Source organism: Pseudoalteromonas sp. MB41 (assembly GCF_020966275.1).
Classification (GTDB): domain Bacteria; phylum Pseudomonadota; class Gammaproteobacteria; order Enterobacterales; family Alteromonadaceae; genus Pseudoalteromonas; species Pseudoalteromonas lipolytica.
Genome location: NZ_JAJJZF010000019.1, coordinates 1 through 16,461, shown reverse-complemented (window position 1 = coordinate 16,461; position 16,461 = coordinate 1). Strand labels below are relative to the sequence as shown.

Annotated in this window: 16 protein-coding genes; 6 read left to right on the top strand and 10 right to left on the bottom strand. The window is 37.5% G+C overall.

Translation table 11 applies throughout. The annotated features are described in order from the left end of the window. Window positions 1–39 precede the first annotated feature (39 nt). Window positions 40–198: a hypothetical protein gene (locus tag LPA49_RS16150; protein ID WP_230237208.1), complete on the top strand. Its 159-nt coding sequence runs from the start codon at window positions 40–42 to the stop codon at window positions 196–198. Next, window positions 195–413, top strand: a complete 219-nt coding sequence (locus tag LPA49_RS16145) for a hypothetical protein (RefSeq protein WP_230237205.1) — start codon at window positions 195–197, stop codon at window positions 411–413. Before LPA49_RS16150 ends, LPA49_RS16145 begins: the two co-directional genes overlap by 4 nt. 400 nt (window positions 414–813) lie before the next feature. Here LPA49_RS16145 and LPA49_RS16140 read toward each other — a convergent pair whose 3' ends face one another. The 8 genes from LPA49_RS16140 to LPA49_RS16105 form a co-directional block, all read right to left on the bottom strand. After that, the gene (locus LPA49_RS16140) at window positions 814–1,500 is read right to left on the bottom strand and encodes a DUF4400 domain-containing protein (RefSeq protein ID WP_118845373.1); all 687 of its coding nucleotides are present in this window, start codon (window positions 1,498–1,500) and stop codon (window positions 814–816) included. Beyond that, entirely contained in the window at window positions 1,497–2,084 is a 588-nt protein-coding gene (locus tag LPA49_RS16135; protein WP_230237203.1) for a hypothetical protein, read from the bottom strand. The genes LPA49_RS16140 and LPA49_RS16135 overlap by 4 nt, the downstream gene beginning before the upstream one ends. Continuing rightward, window positions 2,081–4,102, bottom strand: coding sequence for a type IV secretion system DNA-binding domain-containing protein (locus tag LPA49_RS16130; RefSeq protein WP_230237200.1), 2,022 nt, complete (start codon window positions 4,100–4,102; stop codon window positions 2,081–2,083). The genes LPA49_RS16135 and LPA49_RS16130 overlap by 4 nt, the downstream gene beginning before the upstream one ends. Then, entirely contained in the window at window positions 4,086–6,329 is a 2,244-nt protein-coding gene (mobH, locus tag LPA49_RS16125) for a MobH family relaxase (protein WP_230237198.1), read from the bottom strand. The genes LPA49_RS16130 and mobH overlap by 17 nt, the downstream gene beginning before the upstream one ends. Window positions 6,330–6,371: 42 nt before the next feature. Further along, the gene (locus LPA49_RS16120; RefSeq protein ID WP_175080789.1) at window positions 6,372–7,115 is read right to left on the bottom strand and encodes a hypothetical protein; all 744 of its coding nucleotides are present in this window, start codon (window positions 7,113–7,115) and stop codon (window positions 6,372–6,374) included. Beyond that, the gene (mobI, locus tag LPA49_RS16115; RefSeq protein WP_118845363.1) at window positions 7,105–7,596 is read right to left on the bottom strand and encodes a conjugative transfer protein MobI(A/C); all 492 of its coding nucleotides are present in this window, start codon (window positions 7,594–7,596) and stop codon (window positions 7,105–7,107) included. The genes LPA49_RS16120 and mobI overlap by 11 nt, the downstream gene beginning before the upstream one ends. 2,083 nt (window positions 7,597–9,679) lie before the next feature. Then, entirely contained in the window at window positions 9,680–10,453 is a 774-nt protein-coding gene (locus LPA49_RS16110) for a hypothetical protein (protein WP_199524914.1), read from the bottom strand. Window positions 10,454–10,556: 103 nt separating this feature from the next. Next, the gene (locus LPA49_RS16105) at window positions 10,557–11,570 is read right to left on the bottom strand and encodes a hypothetical protein (RefSeq protein WP_230237195.1); all 1,014 of its coding nucleotides are present in this window, start codon (window positions 11,568–11,570) and stop codon (window positions 10,557–10,559) included. A gap of 302 nt (window positions 11,571–11,872) precedes the next feature. On the opposite strand from LPA49_RS16105, the gene LPA49_RS16100 reads away from it, so the two are divergent. The 4 genes from LPA49_RS16100 to LPA49_RS16085 are packed head-to-tail and all read left to right on the top strand — an operon-like array spanning window position 11,873 to window position 15,213. Continuing rightward, window positions 11,873–12,205: a hypothetical protein gene (locus LPA49_RS16100; protein ID WP_036973899.1), complete on the top strand. Its 333-nt coding sequence runs from the start codon at window positions 11,873–11,875 to the stop codon at window positions 12,203–12,205. Between the two features lie 2 nt (window positions 12,206–12,207). Continuing rightward, on the top strand, window positions 12,208–12,861 hold the full coding sequence (locus LPA49_RS16095; protein WP_036973897.1) for a hypothetical protein: 654 nt from the start codon (window positions 12,208–12,210) through the stop codon (window positions 12,859–12,861). 10 nt (window positions 12,862–12,871) lie between these two features. Further along, entirely contained in the window at window positions 12,872–13,855 is a 984-nt protein-coding gene (gene traF / locus LPA49_RS16090; protein ID WP_230237192.1) for a conjugal transfer protein TraF, read from the top strand. Continuing rightward, complete coding sequence (locus LPA49_RS16085; RefSeq protein WP_230237189.1) at window positions 13,855–15,213, top strand: conjugal transfer protein TraH; 1,359 nt, start codon at window positions 13,855–13,857, stop codon at window positions 15,211–15,213. The genes traF and LPA49_RS16085 overlap by 1 nt, the downstream gene beginning before the upstream one ends. Window positions 15,214–15,634: 421 nt before the next feature. Here LPA49_RS16085 and LPA49_RS16080 read toward each other — a convergent pair whose 3' ends face one another. Together LPA49_RS16080 and LPA49_RS16075 are read right to left on the bottom strand one after the other, a co-directional pair. After that, window positions 15,635–16,156 (bottom strand): LAGLIDADG family homing endonuclease, encoded by a 522-nt coding sequence (locus LPA49_RS16080; RefSeq protein ID WP_230237187.1) that lies wholly within the window; start codon window positions 16,154–16,156, stop codon window positions 15,635–15,637. Then, a partial coding sequence (locus LPA49_RS16075; protein WP_230237183.1) for a Tn3 family transposase occupies window positions 16,149–16,461 on the bottom strand: 313 nt, incomplete at its 5' end. The genes LPA49_RS16080 and LPA49_RS16075, both read right to left, overlap by 8 nt.

Genomic DNA, 16,461 nt, shown 5'->3' with positions numbered 1-16,461 from the left:
GAGATTGGACAATTACTTTTACCAATAAGGAATCCATACATGTCAAAATTTCACCTAATTAGCATCGACTTGGTAAGAAATGTTTTTCAAATTGGTAAGCTTTTTCATCAAAAACTACAAAGTAATGAAGCAGTGAGTAGAAAAGAGCTGCTGTCGATACTCACCACCTCTCCTTGTTGTAAAGTTGTTATGGAATGATGTGGCGGTGCTCATACGCTGAGTACTGTCGGCTGATAATGATGGGAGAGACCTATAATTGGAAACACCCTGATACTGGTAATATGATGACATTAACCCAAACGGTTGAGTGGCTACAAAGTGAAGCTGACGCAATCATGCAGGATAGAACTGAACTTCGTGTAGTTGTGAAAGGTATAGATTACTCAAGTGCAGCAAATGAGCCGCGTTCTTGAGTTGGCAATATAATTTCAGGGATTAGTTGGTCAATTATGGCCAGCTTATTGAAATCTAATTAAATAGTACTTTAATCACTTAGTAAGCATTCTAGATCTTTTCTTGGAATTAAGCCTGCCCATTGCTGTTTATTGGAATTTATTTTGTATTTTTGGATGGCGTCAAGTTTAATGTCCTTACCAAGAATTTGCACAGAGTCACCAATATAACAGACTTCAACATAAGCAAGAGGCTCTTGTTTAGGGTTCTTTGTCCCCCAAATGACAGATGATATTGAATCGCACTGTACTTTGTACGGTAAAATACACGTATTCAAAAGTGGCCAGTATCTTCGGCTACTTGATAATTAATTTATTTATCAGCAATTACTTCAGAATTACTATTTTATCTGGGAATACTCTATATATGCTTTTGCAGTGTTGCTATGTATCTAGATGTTAGGAATGATGCAAATAATAAAGCAATAAAAGGTATGTATGCCCCAGCTGTAGGGTAAAAGTTGGGTAGGGCGAAATAGACAATGACACCTACTAAAATACCTTTGATTAGCTTCTTAATAACTAACATACGAGTCTTTGTTTTGTTACCGAATGTATAAGCCCTAATTCTCCAGCTATAAACACCAATAACTAGTTGTGCAAGTGCGAATGGCACTAAAATATAAAGCCAAATCATTAAAAGGTTTGCTCTGTGTAAGATTTGGTATGTAAGCGTTTGTATGTTGTTTGTTACTCTTTTCACTAAAGGCAAAAGCTTTGCTGTTAGCCTGGCTAAAGGGTTTTTATCGTCTGTATCTCGATTTACCTTGTCCAAGAAATACTGCTTAAATCCTGACCTCACAATGATTGTGTTGTAGTGCCTATACGATGCATCTGTAAGGTTTAGCCAATTTTTTTCACCGATGGCCTTGTAGCTCGCTTTAACTTCATTTTCTAGCATTCTGTTAAAGCTGGTGGGGTTTAAAGCAAGAACCTGTGCTGCCAACGCAAATAGAATAAAGATGAATAACTTTGAGTATTCTTTTTTTCTATTTTGCTCTCCAGACTTATCCTTATACAGGTCTTCGCTGTCATTCTCATAAATCATGACGAAAACGCCTCCTTAAATGTAAGGGTTTTACTTTCATCGAAATTAGGAATGCCGAAATAGAACAGGTGTGAACGCTTCACAATCTTGCTCATTAGAAAGTGCTGTACCATCAATAATGATTCTTGATTTAACTCTTTTTCAATCAAGTTTGGTTTAGCGCGTATTGCTGAGTTCTTGTGCGTGATGAGAAACTGGCTGATTGTCTCTAAGAGTGGGTCCCATACTGCAATACACGAGCCTGAGCCCCCTGTGTAAACCATAACATCGAGTACGGCTGTAAGTTCACTTGTAACCGTGAAGAGAAAGGCTTTAAAAAACTCTGCTCGGCTCAGATGTGAATTATGTACAAGAGAGTGCTGACCAGCTTTGTTAATGATGTGATTAAATAGATCTACATCTTGTTGTGGATGCTTCAATTCATCCCCAATAAAATCTAACAAATATCGAAGTGTTTCTTCCACAGCAGGTGCTTTCTTGTAGATGACCGAGTATATGTGCTTGTTATCTTCTGAAAGTGAATTATTCACATTGCTTTTTTTGTAGCATCTACTTTGAATTTTATATACTTTTTCTCTGCTCATCGTTGTATTACCGGTACTTTAGCTTTGATTGTTCTGCCGTCAGCAAGTCGTGCTACATATTGTAAAATAGGCAGCGAACCAAGTAGGCTTTCGTTAAATGCTTTGTCGTTTTGTTGTGTAAGCCTCTCAGCGTATGAAGAACCAAAGTCAGTCATGTCATTTGTGTTCCCTGAACTTTGACCTAAAGTGATTTGTTGGCTGGTTATTGGTACTTCACCAAATTGGCTGGAAGCATATTCTTGAGTTGATGTGTCGTTTGCTCTCATAGAGAAGAAGTTGTTGCACAGACCTAATACACGGTTTGCAGTAGCTGGGTCTGTTTTAGCTTCAATATCAGCTTTAGTTTGGGTTGCAATAAACATTTGCATAAATGCTGCACGACCTTGGGCTAATAAATTCAAAAGAGCATCATTCCCAGCAATCGCTGCATGTACTTCATCCACAAACACCGCTACTCGACGGCCTCTCCCTTCTGAGAAGTTGTATCGTGAACCTGCTACAGCAGCAATGTCAGCTAAAACAAGTTTACTTAAATAACCAGCTGTCTTTGTGTCGCTGAGAGAATCAAGTGCCATGTAAAGTAGTCCTCCATTTTCAACGATGTCTGAAGTGTCTACATAACGACTGTCTTTCTCTCTTATTTTCCCTGATTTCTTTGATACACCTTCAATGTGATTTGATGTGTAATCTATACTTTCACTTTCAGCTGTATCGTATCTAGTATCCTCATCACGCGCATCTAAGCTTTCTGCTATCGCCTCTTCTGGTGATATAAGCTCATCCATAGGTGTAGATGTAAGGACGCTAAAAATAGGAAGTAAATTAGCTGTCATCTTTTGCATATGCTCGGCGTTGTGCGTAAGCAACTGAATTATGCCATCCACTTCTGGTGATTGATGTTGTTGAGATACAACTTGTTGATAGTAATTTAGCATTTGCTCTAAACGAGTTTTCCCGAAAGAGCTCATTTTGGCGCTAAGTTGAGTCTCCCAATCTTCCCCTAAGCATTTAGCGTAGTGTCTTTCAAGGCACTTTTGAGTTAAGGCGGTTTTGCCTGTTGTCACATAACGAGCAATCGATTTGATTTGTGGTTGTATGCCCGCATAAAGCATCGCGTTAACTGTTGAGTTTATGACGTTCCAGTTGAATCGAATGAAGCTATCTTCTTTACCCGACTCAACCATAATGGATGCGATACGTTCAGCTATCTCAGTCGGTCTATTCCAGTTTTTAATCGGATCTATTGTGCAAGATGTAGATGGTTTAGAAGGGTGAAAGTAGTGGAAGTGCTCGCCCTTACCAAAATGTTCCATTTCCGCTTGTAATGCTTTGCGCCACGATGAATCGTTTTTTGGGTCTAATACAATGACGGTATAGCCTTTGTGGATCATCGCGAGGCTAAGCAAAATGAACATTGTTGTTTTACCGGTACCAACATTGCCCATAATCATAGAGTGGCCAAAGAACGTTTCAGCATCTACGTATTGCCTTTCGGCATCCCCGACACCATCAATCCATGGCTTACCGCCAAGCTTTAACGTTTCTTTACGCCATTTATTAACGAATGGTTTAAGAAATAGTGGAAGCTTCACTTCTTGTTTGTCAGAGTATAATCCTTGTATTTGATATGAACGATTTGCATGCTCCACGCCCCATTCAAATCCATTTCCAATGAATATCTTGTTATTTCCCTTTTTTTTGTTGTTTGGATTTAGGATATTCTCTTTAGCCATGTGCTCTTGACGTATTGCTTTTATATCCTCGAATTCAATCTTGTTGAAGAAGATTTTGCACTGGCGTTTGACTAGTGGAATTGCCTTTAGAGTGTAGTGTCCACATTGAGCGGTGAGTATTGTAGTGATTCCAAAACCCACCATACCGATATGGCCTTCACTCTCAATAACGCTTGAAGTAAAGGTTACAACACCAGCGGCTAAAGAGGCGTAAGCCTTATTTAACTCATATACAGGGCGGTATAAATTTTCGTGGAATAATGGGTTACTACGTTCCTGCGTCATGTTTCACCTTAATATGTATGTCATTCTTATCTTGTACGATTGAACTCGACAAGATATTTGTTTCGCTGGCTTTGCTGTTTGTGACGGCATTAACAAGAGTTTTCTTATCTCTTATAGGTGCAATTAAAAAGCCGTCTATTAACTCAACTTTTTCGTGAATTATGTTTCCAAATAATAATTCAGCAGTCTTAGGGGTTAAGCCAATAGCAAGCAGAGATTCAATATCTAACTTTGCTTTCTGAGATGTATTATCAGCCGCGGTTACATCTGAACTATCCTGATTTTCATTTGATTTCGGCTTTTTTTCAGCTTTTTGGTTTTGACTTGGTTCAAGCGACTTCGCTTTAACGTATTTACGCTTATTGATGATGAAGTAACGAATTAATGCTGGTGGCTTTCTTTCGATAAGCCCTGTTTTTTCAAGTTCGTTTTCTAGATTGTCGTCAAGGTTGTCTTTCCATTTATCATCAACAAGGTAGTAGTTTTGACCATCGATTAAAATCGGTTCTAAGGTCTTTATGAACTCAATGGCTTTGGTCGTTGAAGTCACCTTAATACCACTCTTAGGTTTTGGGGCTGCTTTTTTAAGTGTTGTTTCGTTATTTTGCTTTTCCGGTACCTTTTCGCTTTGTTGGTTAGTTGGAGCAAATAGTTCACCATTAGTGTTCTTTGGTTTTTCCTTTTTAGGTTTATCTTTGTTTGGGCTATCCTTTTGAGCTGCTTTTGCTTTTTCAGATGGATTGTTAGGCTTAATGGGCTCTTCCGAAGTAGCTTCTCCTTTGGCTTTACTGGTATTAGGCTTGCCGTTTTTTTGCGGGCTTTTTGTTGCCGAATACTCAACTTTCATTTCTAGAGAATCACTATTAGCTTTTAAGTGAGCCGCAGCCTCATGAGCAATAACATTTTCTTCGCTTATGTATCGGTAACCCTCACTTGAGTAGATGACTGCGTTTAGCCCCATGTCGAGTTTTAATAGGCCGTAACGGTTTGGTGGAATAACTTCACCTTTAAGTAAAAATAAAGGCCACTCCAGACGAATAACGCCAATACCGCCCTTAAGATTTTTACTGATGAGTAAATCAATACCCTCAGACAGGTTGGTAACAGTTTCAAAAAAGAGCGCGTAATCAGTTTTTTCTTGTTTACGAAGAATGCCCCTATCCATCATTTTTTCACGCAAAAGACTTGGGTTGTTAGGAACGGTTGGATCTGATTGATGCATTTCCTTAGCTAACTCATTGAAGCATTCAGGCCACCGAAGGTATATCTCGTTATCAATAGCAATAGCTTTACCTTCTGTTAGCCATACTTTGGCCTTATCTTGCATTAGCTTGAGGATTTTCTCGTGTAATGCTGACTTCCTTGCGCCAAGGTCATTGTCCCAAGTTGTTTGAATGTCTTTGGCAGTTGAAACATAGTCAGCTGAGCGAACCGCTCTTTGTAAGTAGCCATCTATACCTTGATAGTTTGCAAGGGTGGTGCTTATGTCTTCAAGTAAGTTGCCAGGGCATGTGCCTATGTACCTCTTTGCATCAGGAGTGAGGATTTGTTGAAATATGGGTTGTGGAGAAACTTCATGCCCCTTATGGATTCTGTCTTTTCTCCATCTAATGCCAACTTTTGTTATTTTGTATTTTTCTTTCCAACTAACAAGGTCTTCTATAATTGGAATCCAGATATTATTTGGATTGCTTTTATCGTAAATATCCATATCAGTTTGCATCTTCCCGGCATCGTGCACTAAGCCGCAAAGCCATGCGGCGTACTGATATCTTTTTGTTCTTTGTCTCTCGATGTCTAGGGGGAATTCTTGAGGGAGGAATTGAGACTTTGCTTGCCTTAATGCCAAATCAGCTACTTGTAAACTATGTTCAATTAAGCCGAACTCTTTAGCATGGTGATAACCTTCAGAAGCAGGAAGGTTGCCACAATATCTAGCGTAGTTTTTAATCGTATCTATAAATAGACCCTGAAAGGTTAGGTTCTCTTTTTCCCAATCATGGCAATTTCCAAAACAGTAGCGAGTTTGAGCAATTAAATATTTATTATCATCAATGATCTGATTAACTAACTCTGGGCTATTCGAACTATCAAGATCTACATTGCACTTCTTTGCGTCATCTCTCATCAAGCGAGCGGCATTTTCACTTTGAACGATTAGATACTTTTTCTGAACTTTAAAAAAAAGCTTAATTAAAATAGTAAAAGGAATAAGTAAAAGCTTCATATTTCTCTCTGGAAAAATTAGGCGGTTTCCCGCCTAGTCATTTTAAGCTGCGTTAACTTTTGAGTTGCTTGGCTGTTCGGTTTCGTTCTTAGAGTCTGCAGAAGGGCTATCCAATGAAGTGGATTTCGAGTCAGTCTTTTTTTCTGTGTTTTTAATTGAAGCTTTGGCTTTAATTTCTTCATTTTGTTTTAAAATAAGGCTGTCATCTACATATAATTCTAGGCCACCTCGAATTAACGAAATTAGTTGGGTGGATTTAAATCGACCACCACTTCTGTCTTTACCAGGTGAAGTAGCGTTGCTAATTTTTGCTACTAATTTTCGTAATAGACCAATCGCTCTATTGCTGTTTTCATGACGACCTAAATCTGTAACAAAACCGGTTAACCAAAGATTTTCTAATTCTGCGATTTCATTATCTAAAGTTTGAATTAAATTTAGTAACTTCCAAGTGACTGGATAGCAAACTGGTACGCTTGATTCATAAGAGCTTGGTGTCATAACTTCTGGTGATTCTTCTAAGCCGGCATTTTCCATAAATGCTTCTTTTTGTTTTTGTATACTTTCGATTTCTTGGTTAAACCAATCAGCAAGCTCTGACTCCCAAGCGCTTACTTTCGAATAGAGCTCATTTTCTGTAGTGGTTAACATTAATAATGAACCAATGCGTTCATAAATATTTAATGTCCGGTCACCTTCGTTTTTCCAAAAGTTATGGATGGTGTGTGATTTGAACTGGATATTAGTAACAAATGTTTTATGGATTAGTTGGTCATTATTGATCATGATTTTCTTCCTCAGCTGGAGCGGTAAATAGTGTTTTAGAAAGTTTGCAGATCTGCTTTTTCAAACTAACTCTGGATGAATGCAAAACTTCAAGTGACTCCCTTAATGGAGCAAGTTGCATTTCAGTTTCCCAATTAATTTTTGCGTGGCCATCCTCGCAATTTTTACTCAGTTGTTTTTCGGTATATCCTTTTTTTGTTGGTGGAATTTCTTTCCCCCAATGCCTATTAATTTTCTTGATAGGTGAGTACTCATGAGAAACCCAAGTGATGTAAAATTTTTCAGAGTTTTTTCGCTGCCTAACTTTTACTTGTAATGTCGATTTTTTAAAATCGCCCGACTCACCATGAATTTGATCTAAAAGAACTCTCCTTTTTTTGTGTTGATCACAAATATCTTGTGCACTTTCTACAATTGGTTTTTCAGCATCCTCGATAGCCTCTAAAACTAATTTCAGCACTTCTATTTCTGTAGACAGCATCTTTAACCCCGAACTTTAATTGAGACTTAATTATGCTTTGCAAAAAGATAGCTAAAGCCGAATTTTCAAACGTATATTCAAAAAAATTAGCCAAAGCACGTTTTTAAGTGTGGCGAACAGAAAGTTGAAGTGAATTAAACCTCAAGGGTGTAACTGGGAAATAAATCTAGAGCAATAAAAAGGCTTGCTCTATTTAGACGCAAATAAAAGTTTTCTGCGTTGCGAAACTGCCAAGGAACACTGTAAAGGGAGATTGTTTTTTGCATCATAGATACGCAAAAACTTGTCATTGAATGACATTGGTTAAATTAACTATTTTCTGCATCATAACTACGCAGAAAACCCGTTTTTATGAATTGGAGAGCTATTGTGGCAGGTTTAACATGTAGTCAAACCGACTGTAAATGTTGAATGGTTGCATCATAATTTATGCAACAGAATAACTGTGAACGTTAAGTCACCTTGTTTTAAACGGTTCTAAAGAAGATAGTTCAGGAAAGAAATATCATTTACGGTTACTGCAATAAATTGAAATTTTGCATCATATATGTAGCAAACTAACTTATATTACTTGAAATCTAAAAGTTGAGAGCTTTGATGCTTACATCATCAATCTACTCTACGTCTCTTTTGTGTGTTGATTTATTTACTTAGAAAAACCCAGCCTTAGCTAACTGAGGGGTTACTCAAAATTTTATGAGCATGTGGCTATAGGCAGCTTTGGTGTCATGATGAGCAATTTTAGATTTTATAGAATGTGAAGGGTCATACCTAAAAACTAGAACTTGAATAACCCTCTTTTAAAGTTAAGTGCTCACAATCCGTATAGTGGATAGTGTTAGCCATTAAAAGATAACAATCACTTTCCGCAAAGCGGTTAAATTGTTCGCTATATGTTTAACTCATCCTTCATATGCATTTTATGAGTTGTAAGTTCTCTGAAGCTTCAGATAAGCTCATTTAAAGTCCGCCATATGAACCATAGTAAACTTAAGCTTATTCCTCTTAAAGGATGTTGTTGCTGTTTGGTAATTCCGCATTATGGAAAAACAGTTTCCAGTATTCTTCCGTATAATGAACTGAGGCTTTGTCTGGTGGTATTTTCAGAACAATAGCTCAATAAGTAATATTGTTAGTTTTGACCAAAATATATCACTAGATGACAAATCCGCATCATGGAGTCTGTAAGGTATGGGCGTCTTCCATAATGCGGAAAACAATGTTGATACATTTCCATCCACTTGGATTAGTAATTTAGTAGGGGAGGTGAGCAAGTGGTCTATGAATTGAACGGAGCTTACTCCGCAAAGCGGACGTGCATTCTAACCAGAGTACTGCTTTTGCTTTCAAGCTCAAAAAGAAATTAAGGCAACACATCTAACAAGTCTAAAGAATAAAACAAATGTGATTGCACTCCACACTACGGACAGTTGATTAGCATTAGCATTCCGTTTGGCGGATTAAATTTGATGTATTCAGCTTCCGTATTTTGGAAGGATTCAACTGATTACAAATTATGATATTCCATCGACAACAATGAATTTGGAAATATATCATCTTTAATCACCAGCTTAATGAAGTCCATTAAATGGATTTCGTCACACGAATTTACACTTCGTATAACGGACACACGATGCAACCGTATGCGTCCGAAGAATGAACAACATATAGTCCGTATAAAGGAGCTTCTTAGCTTTGAAGTGAATGTCTTGTTTGCTTTTCGGTGAAGTTTCTTTGCCCGACTTCTGAATTAAGCTTATAGCTAAAAGTTCAAATGTATTTACCAGCAGGTGGATTAGATGACTTGTTAAAGCATTCCGGTATTAGGATTCAATTGATTTGGTTACAGGCCAAATACCGGAATGAGTGATTGAATATGTAAAATGAAATGGGGCATCTAATTTAAACGTCTTAGTTGGTGGTTTTTAGGTGTTTTTGAAAATTTGAAACAGAATATCTGAATTATCATAAGTTACTTGGTATCCGTAATATGGTATCTGCTCCCTCCTAGCCAACTCCGTTTTGTGAACTTGACCTATTTAGGCACCTATCCGCAACCCGAACCATTCTAGGTGGGGGCGGCTTACTTGAATTGTGAGGCATTTGTTTTTAAATTACATATTAAGTCCTCTGGAGTGATTACATTTACTGGGTAATTGCTTTCTAACTTCTTAAGGTTTTCATGATAAAAGATAGATGTTTGACCAGCACTACTGGCTCTGTCATTAGTACAGAAGTAATCAATACCATAACCATAACTTGCTGCCAGAGCATCACCATCAACCCACTCACCAACACTTTTTGCATATTTCTTATCAGATAAATTGTTATCGGCCTTAGTTCTCTGTATGAGGCCACCTTCAACCTTCGGTAATTGATTCATTAGATGGCTTCTTCCAGCTCCCAGGCTTTCAATAAACCTAAGGCACTCGAATGATCGTTCTAATCTATCGCCTAAATCATGTCTTACATCTGGTGCAAGATACTTTTTGTCAAACTCAAGCGCAGGTGCGCCAACTCTTGGTAGCTTAGTAAATCTAAATCCAAGTTCTAATGCTTTAGGTATCATACTTGCTAAATACTCAGTTAACTCTGGAGCTTTTGAGCCTTTAGAAGATGAAATTTCCTCCCCGTCTAATGTTATGGAATATGCACCTTTAAAATTTGCTATATAAGGTTTTCTTTCTGACTTTTTCATTGTCTCGATCGTTGCTATGCCCTCAAAGAAAAATGGAGTAATAATTTTCGACTGTATCAAATGGAACAACTGAGAATATACCTCGGCAGAGTTGGCCCTTTTATTTTCATCAACTATTGATTCCCATACATTTGAATCAAATGTAACCCAAACTTCCATAACCACTCCTTCATTATTAGTTCGCTGTCTTCGGATATTTCCGCCCTTACCTTGGGGTTTTTCAACATAAATACAATTTAAGAAAGTAAAATGAAATTATAACCTAATCAAAGTCAAAGCATGGGCCTTTGATTTGATAATACTCGATCGGCAAATTAAACTTGTTTTGCAGTTCATTCAGATAGGAATGTTCAACGCTTGTGCATTTTACAGGACCAGCAACAATTAACTTTTCAACGAAACCTGCTTTATAAAAGTACGCATACTCTAGAAGTTGCCCAATTGCTTGCCGTATGCATGATTTAGCACTAAATGCAGTTTTGATTTCATACAACCTGTACTTTTCACCCAATTGGAGAGTCAGATCAACTCTTCCGCATCCTATAACGTTTTCAGTGCCTACGTTATCCCTGCCATAGACTTGCACTAATTCATCATACAAAGCCTGTTGAAGATCATTGTGTAATAGTCGTACATCTATTTGCTGATCCTTCTTATAGGAGGCTTTGGTAAATGACAGTTTTGCTCTGCAACCTGGTTTGAAAACAAAAGAGGGAGTAGAAGGGTTGTCAGTATTTGATGCTATCTCTATGTGAAGATACAAAGGTAGTAAGCGATCTAACACATCACAAACTCGCTGATAATCAATTCTTTCACGATTTTGTTTTTCACCTAGGAAAATAAAAGCATTAGTTTTGCACCATTCTGACTTGATTATGGTTGGCTGAAAGTCTTCACTTCTAGAGCCGTCATGCTCAACATCATAGTGCCACATGCTTAAATCGTAAAACTCAGTTCCGAATTCATTGATGTATTCATTGAATAAATTAATTTTCTCTATTAGAGCATTAAGGTTTGGATGATCTCTACTAGGGCGAAGGGAGAATGCTACTCCGTATCGAAATGAATTATTTTCAAAGCCGATGTTAAATTGAAGCTCGGCTCGACCTCCGAAATGAGCTCCCCAATCTTTTTTTACTCCCCTTTGGTCAAATACGTACTTTGAGGGAACTCGTGATAAAGAATGAATATTTTTCCTCAATTCTTGAAGGTTACCCAGCTCATATGCTGTGAGCATTTCATTAATTTTATTTGCAATGTGAAACAGAGATGTCATTTAAAAACCTAAAAGTTAAACCTGAATTGAGTATTACATTTGGATTGTGAATGGCCAACTTTGATTTTTGATAACAGTACTCGACTTAATTATCTAGTTATAAAGTGCTAGTGATGGAGGTTGTGTTTATTTTTTTTGCATCATAATGTGTCGGTTTATAAATAAATAAATAATAATAAAATCAACTGTTTAAATTTTCTATAAATTTTAATTGTGAAATATACACTTTGTATAGTTGCCAATTTAGTGACCTTCTGTTTAAAATATAGCTTCATTGTTAATAATTTTTTATTGGTTGTGTTATGGAAAATCGAAGTCAATTTTTGGATGAAGCAATATCTATTCAAGTTAGTGCGTTGCTTCTAGTGAAACAAGCTGCAGTTGTAGATATTCAATTGGCTGCGCACCTTTTCTGTATTCAATCTGAAGCTGATGTGGTTGCTATACGTGATGCTAGTACAATGACATTGCAACGACTAGCTAGAGAAAAAACAGTTATTAACGCGGCATCGCTTGGTTTGAATGGAATTAAACAAATGCTAGATGCTATTAAAAGTGCTGAGAATAATGATTCAAAACTTGGCAAGCTTAAAAACTTAGCTGCAAGTACCTCAATCGCTGTGGTGGGGAATTAATTATGAATGCAATTAGTTCAGAACTCATAGGTTTAGTGGATGGAAGAAGTGTTTCATATAATATAACAAGAGACATTTCACTGATTGTTACGCTGATGTCTCTTAATGCAAGACCAGCTCTTGTTGCAGAGCTCTTTCCTTATATCAAAATTGGACGCTATAAAGAAATAAAAAGGGAAGTAGACACTATTTCTTCTAAGCCTTTTGAGTTCAAGAAAATTGCAAATTCAGTTGGTTATGGATGGGTTGATTCAAACCGCGAAGGCTTTTTGATAGCGAATCTGCTATTTAATGAAGCTAAAGCTCTGTACCCTAATTTTGATTTTGATAATGATAATGTTTTTGCAGATATGCTTGTTAATGTTTGTATAAGCTTTAATAAGCGCTTCCAAGATTTGGTCGACCCAATTGACATTAATCAAGTAAATTCATTGTTTTGTGGAATTTCTAAGCAGGACTTATACCCCAATAGATGCTCATGTGGCCGCTTTTATTTAAGAACAACCCAAAGCTTCACTTCTTCTTGTCCTTGGTGCCGTTGTGGTGTTAATCCAAAGTCAGTGAAAACAATCAAACTTAAAAAAGTAAATATCCATCATTTCGTTCAAGAGCAATCAGTTCGAGTACAACACACGCAAGTAGCTAATATTTCGTAGGTTGAAAGGAATGAGATTCTATTTAAGTTTAACAATTGTAGCATTGGGACTTACGAATGCTGGCTTTGTGTCTGCTAAAAGCTCACCGGTTTCTGGAACAGAAAAGCCTAGTAGAGGATGGCACTTTTACGAAGATCCTGAGCTTGTAGATGAGGAAAAGCAAGAAGTTCCAAAGGCGCAACCTCCTTCTGCACAGCCAAATGATAAGAAACAACCAGAAATGGTTGAAATTAATTCAGCGTGGTTGAAAGAAAACCTTCCTAAATTACTCAATACAGCTATTGATGACCCTAGTACAGAGAACATCTCAAACTATTATTACGCACAACGTTTAGCTATCGACAAAGCGAATGCATTTAGCGATCAAACAAAAGAATTTTTTATGTTTGAAGAACAACTTTCTGAAAGTAACCGCCGACCAAATTCAAGTAATGCGTTATTTGCTCATAAAGTAAAAACAAATAAAGATAAAGCCAAAGTGTTCAATTCTTTATTTGATAAAGCAGGGCTGTGGATGTTCTATCGTTCTGACTGCCCGTATTGTCACCAACAATTTCCTGCGATGGAGTCCTTAGCTAAGATAATGGGGGTTGATGTGTTAGCAATCTCAATGGATGGCATTCTTTTAGATAAAGAGTTCCCGGGAGTTAAGCATGTGATCGACCCTAATATGACTTTGTCTCGAAAGTTTCAAGTGAACATTACCCCTACAACAATGCTTGTCTCAAATGATGGTCAGCACTTTCAAACAATTAAATATGGCATGGCATCAGGTAGTGAACTTGTTCAAAGAGCACTATATGCAGCAAAACGGATGAACCTCATTAGTGAGGAGCAATTCGTTAAAACACAAGAAGTAAAAGACATTCTTGTGTCAAAGGAGCCTTTAGTAGTTGAAAAGCAAAAGTTAGAAGACAACCCTTCAATTCTATCTGACCTACTCAGAAAACGGCTTAATGAGATTAACCTTTCAACGACATCAAAGGCTCAGTAATGTTTAAAATTAATAAATTAACAGTGCTAATTGCACTTAGCGCTTTGTCTCCATCAATTCATGCTTCAACTGTGATGGAAGATGTCTTTACTGAAGCTGTAACATTTCAAACGACAACTGCTACTTCATTCAGTACACCAACAAGAAACGGTATTAGTTTTGGTGGGGCTTCTTACAGAGTAAAAGGGGTAAGAGCTAATGTCGTTAATTTTCAACCTCCGAAAATATCTGGAGGCTGTGGTGGCATCGATTTTTTTGCTGGAAGCTTTAGCTTAATAAACTCCGACCAATTAGTGCAAATGGGAAGGGCGATTGCACAAGGTGTACCATCATACGCCTTTAATTTGGCTTTAACTTCAGTTTGTCCCTCATGTAGTAAGTTAATGTCAGACCTTCAAACAAAACTTGATGAATTTAATCAAATGACGGCTAATGGCTGCGAAAAGGCTGTTGGATATTTGGGAGATCTGAAATTAGATGACGGCACAAATGCAGTCGATACTTTCAAGAGCTCAGTGCAGTTTGGTGCTTTAGAAGGGCTCGCAAATGATGCTTCAGGTTGGTTAACAGATAGAGGTGAGGCAAACGCTACGAAAGGCGATACAGATAATACAGCTGTTAAAGCAGAAAAAAATGGTGTCGAAGTAGAAGTTAATACAGCTCATCATATTCTAGTGAATGCAAATGTCAGTGCATATACCCATTCCTCAATCTCAGGTTTGGGTGGCGCAAACTTAAAAGACCTGATCATGTCGTTAACCGGTACAACAATTTCTAGAAAGTCTGGAAGCACAAGCTCGACCGATACTGGGATTGATGTAATAACTAAACCTGCAACTGTCTCATTAAGAGATATTTTCGAAGAGTCTGATACAGGTTCAATTAGAGTAATGAAGTGTGAAAGCACAGATCCAAATTGCTTAAACCCTATTGAACAAACTATCTCAAGCAGAGGCTTGAAGTACATTTTTGATGATATAGCAGAAAAGCTCGTTGCCAAAATTGATAAAAGACTGAATGTAGCTCAGACGGCAGATGAAATTGCACTACAAGCTATTGCAGATTTAAATGCTACTGAGTTAGTAAGCGCTTTAAAAAGCCCTCGGTTGGCCGCAAAGACATTATCATTAACAGCGCAGGAAGCTGTAGCTCAGCAAATAATAACGGTACTTCAGGAAGTACTTCATAACATCAAGTCAAATTCATCTGTAGGTGTATCACTAAAAGGGGCTGTTGCTAAACCATATATCGAATCACTGGATAAGCTCAATGATGATCTTGATAAAATGCGATACAAAATAGGTGAAGATTTGAAGTTGGTTGCTACGCCATATGCGGTTACTCAGGCAATGAAGTAATTTAAAATTAGCTGGTGGGTTTAATACTCATGTATGATTAAGTTGTTGTGTCAAAGCGCCTTAACAAATATATGATTTGTTAAGGCCTTTTTATTGAAGATTGCAAAGAGAGTACTCATTTAAAGTACGCTTAGAAAAATAGGCGAGTTAAATTAATACAATGTAGGCGAAATATGGCGGAATCTAGGGAACTTAGAAGCTTTTGGTATATGGTGATAGCTGTTATAGGTATAATTTATCTTTTGCATACCTACGTCACAAATAGGGTTGTTGCTCTTCTCAGTGATGGTACCCCAAATACAACATTAGTTTTACGAGGCTGTACATCAGTTGAATGTCATATCAAAGGTACATTAAGAACAGACCCAATATCTTTGGAAAGCTACATTTTGAAAAGTGATGGAACAAAGCTTTATTTTAATCACGATGAAATTTCAAGTTTGTCATGGCCAGTTATAGATGCCAATTCTGAATAAGCTTTAGTAATCTTACTATTCTGGTTAGAGACAGGATATAAGCGCTCTAACAAGGTAATACTAGCCGAGTTTGAATATTTTAATGATACTGAATTTTGATTGGTGCTAAATGAACCAGTAATTCCCAGCTGGCTTTTTATTTCATTATGAGCCCATTCGATGAACTGCTTTGAACCACTACATAAGCCAATACAAAAGCATTTATTATTTCTTTGGTAATATTTTCTAACCCATCCATCACCTTCAATATAGCCTGCAATAAATGCCAGTACATTAGTTGTTTGAGAGAATTTAGGTGGGCTTAGAGTTAAACTTTTCCTTCGTACAATGCCAAATTGTTTTAGTGATTTAGCAATTACCTTAGAGGGGTTCTGGGGATTTCCCCCTCTAAAAAGACATAATCCTCTGTAGACTACACCAATAAATGGCTGCGGAGGTGGTTTACTTTCAGTTTGGAGCCTAATCATCCACTATCGGCCTCGTTATTTCGCCAATATCGGGCAATTTCCCAGTATTAGTGAAGTTATACGTTCCGCTTAAGTTGATATTTTGCCACGCAACGGGCGAAACAGCACGAGTGATACCCGCTTTCTCTTCATCTCCTCTCGCTTCAAAGTGTCCCAGCAGATGACTCAGTATCGCGGAGTTGAAGTAGATGATCGCGTTGGCAAGCAATCTTGCACATTCATTCCAGATAGCGATTTCACTCTCGTTTTTGCCTCGGAACTGATCGCCATTCACCGACGCAATAGCCCGTCTCAGGAAGTGCCAC

What these genes read in the sequence shown, in the direction of transcription:
- LPA49_RS16150 (WP_230237208.1), top strand. Translation starts at nt 40, where the DNA reads ATGTCAAAATTTCACCTAATTAGCATCGACTTGGTAAGAAATGTTTTT.
- LPA49_RS16145 (WP_230237205.1), top strand. Translation starts at nt 195, where the DNA reads ATGATGTGGCGGTGCTCATACGCTGAGTACTGTCGGCTGATAATGATG.
- LPA49_RS16140 (WP_118845373.1), bottom strand. Translation starts at nt 1,500, where the DNA reads ATGATTTATGAGAATGACAGCGAAGACCTGTATAAGGATAAGTCTGGA.
- LPA49_RS16135 (WP_230237203.1), bottom strand. Translation starts at nt 2,084, where the DNA reads ATGAGCAGAGAAAAAGTATATAAAATTCAAAGTAGATGCTACAAAAAA.
- LPA49_RS16130 (WP_230237200.1), bottom strand. Translation starts at nt 4,102, where the DNA reads ATGACGCAGGAACGTAGTAACCCATTATTCCACGAAAATTTATACCGC.
- mobH (WP_230237198.1), bottom strand. Translation starts at nt 6,329, where the DNA reads ATGAAGCTTTTACTTATTCCTTTTACTATTTTAATTAAGCTTTTTTTT.
- LPA49_RS16120 (WP_175080789.1), bottom strand. Translation starts at nt 7,115, where the DNA reads ATGATCAATAATGACCAACTAATCCATAAAACATTTGTTACTAATATC.
- mobI (WP_118845363.1), bottom strand. Translation starts at nt 7,596, where the DNA reads ATGCTGTCTACAGAAATAGAAGTGCTGAAATTAGTTTTAGAGGCTATC.
- LPA49_RS16110 (WP_199524914.1), bottom strand. Translation starts at nt 10,453, where the DNA reads ATGGAAGTTTGGGTTACATTTGATTCAAATGTATGGGAATCAATAGTT.
- LPA49_RS16105 (WP_230237195.1), bottom strand. Translation starts at nt 11,570, where the DNA reads ATGACATCTCTGTTTCACATTGCAAATAAAATTAATGAAATGCTCACA.
- LPA49_RS16100 (WP_036973899.1), top strand. Translation starts at nt 11,873, where the DNA reads ATGGAAAATCGAAGTCAATTTTTGGATGAAGCAATATCTATTCAAGTT.
- LPA49_RS16095 (WP_036973897.1), top strand. Translation starts at nt 12,208, where the DNA reads ATGAATGCAATTAGTTCAGAACTCATAGGTTTAGTGGATGGAAGAAGT.
- traF (WP_230237192.1), top strand. Translation starts at nt 12,872, where the DNA reads ATGAGATTCTATTTAAGTTTAACAATTGTAGCATTGGGACTTACGAAT.
- LPA49_RS16085 (WP_230237189.1), top strand. Translation starts at nt 13,855, where the DNA reads ATGTTTAAAATTAATAAATTAACAGTGCTAATTGCACTTAGCGCTTTG.
- LPA49_RS16080 (WP_230237187.1), bottom strand. Translation starts at nt 16,156, where the DNA reads ATGATTAGGCTCCAAACTGAAAGTAAACCACCTCCGCAGCCATTTATT.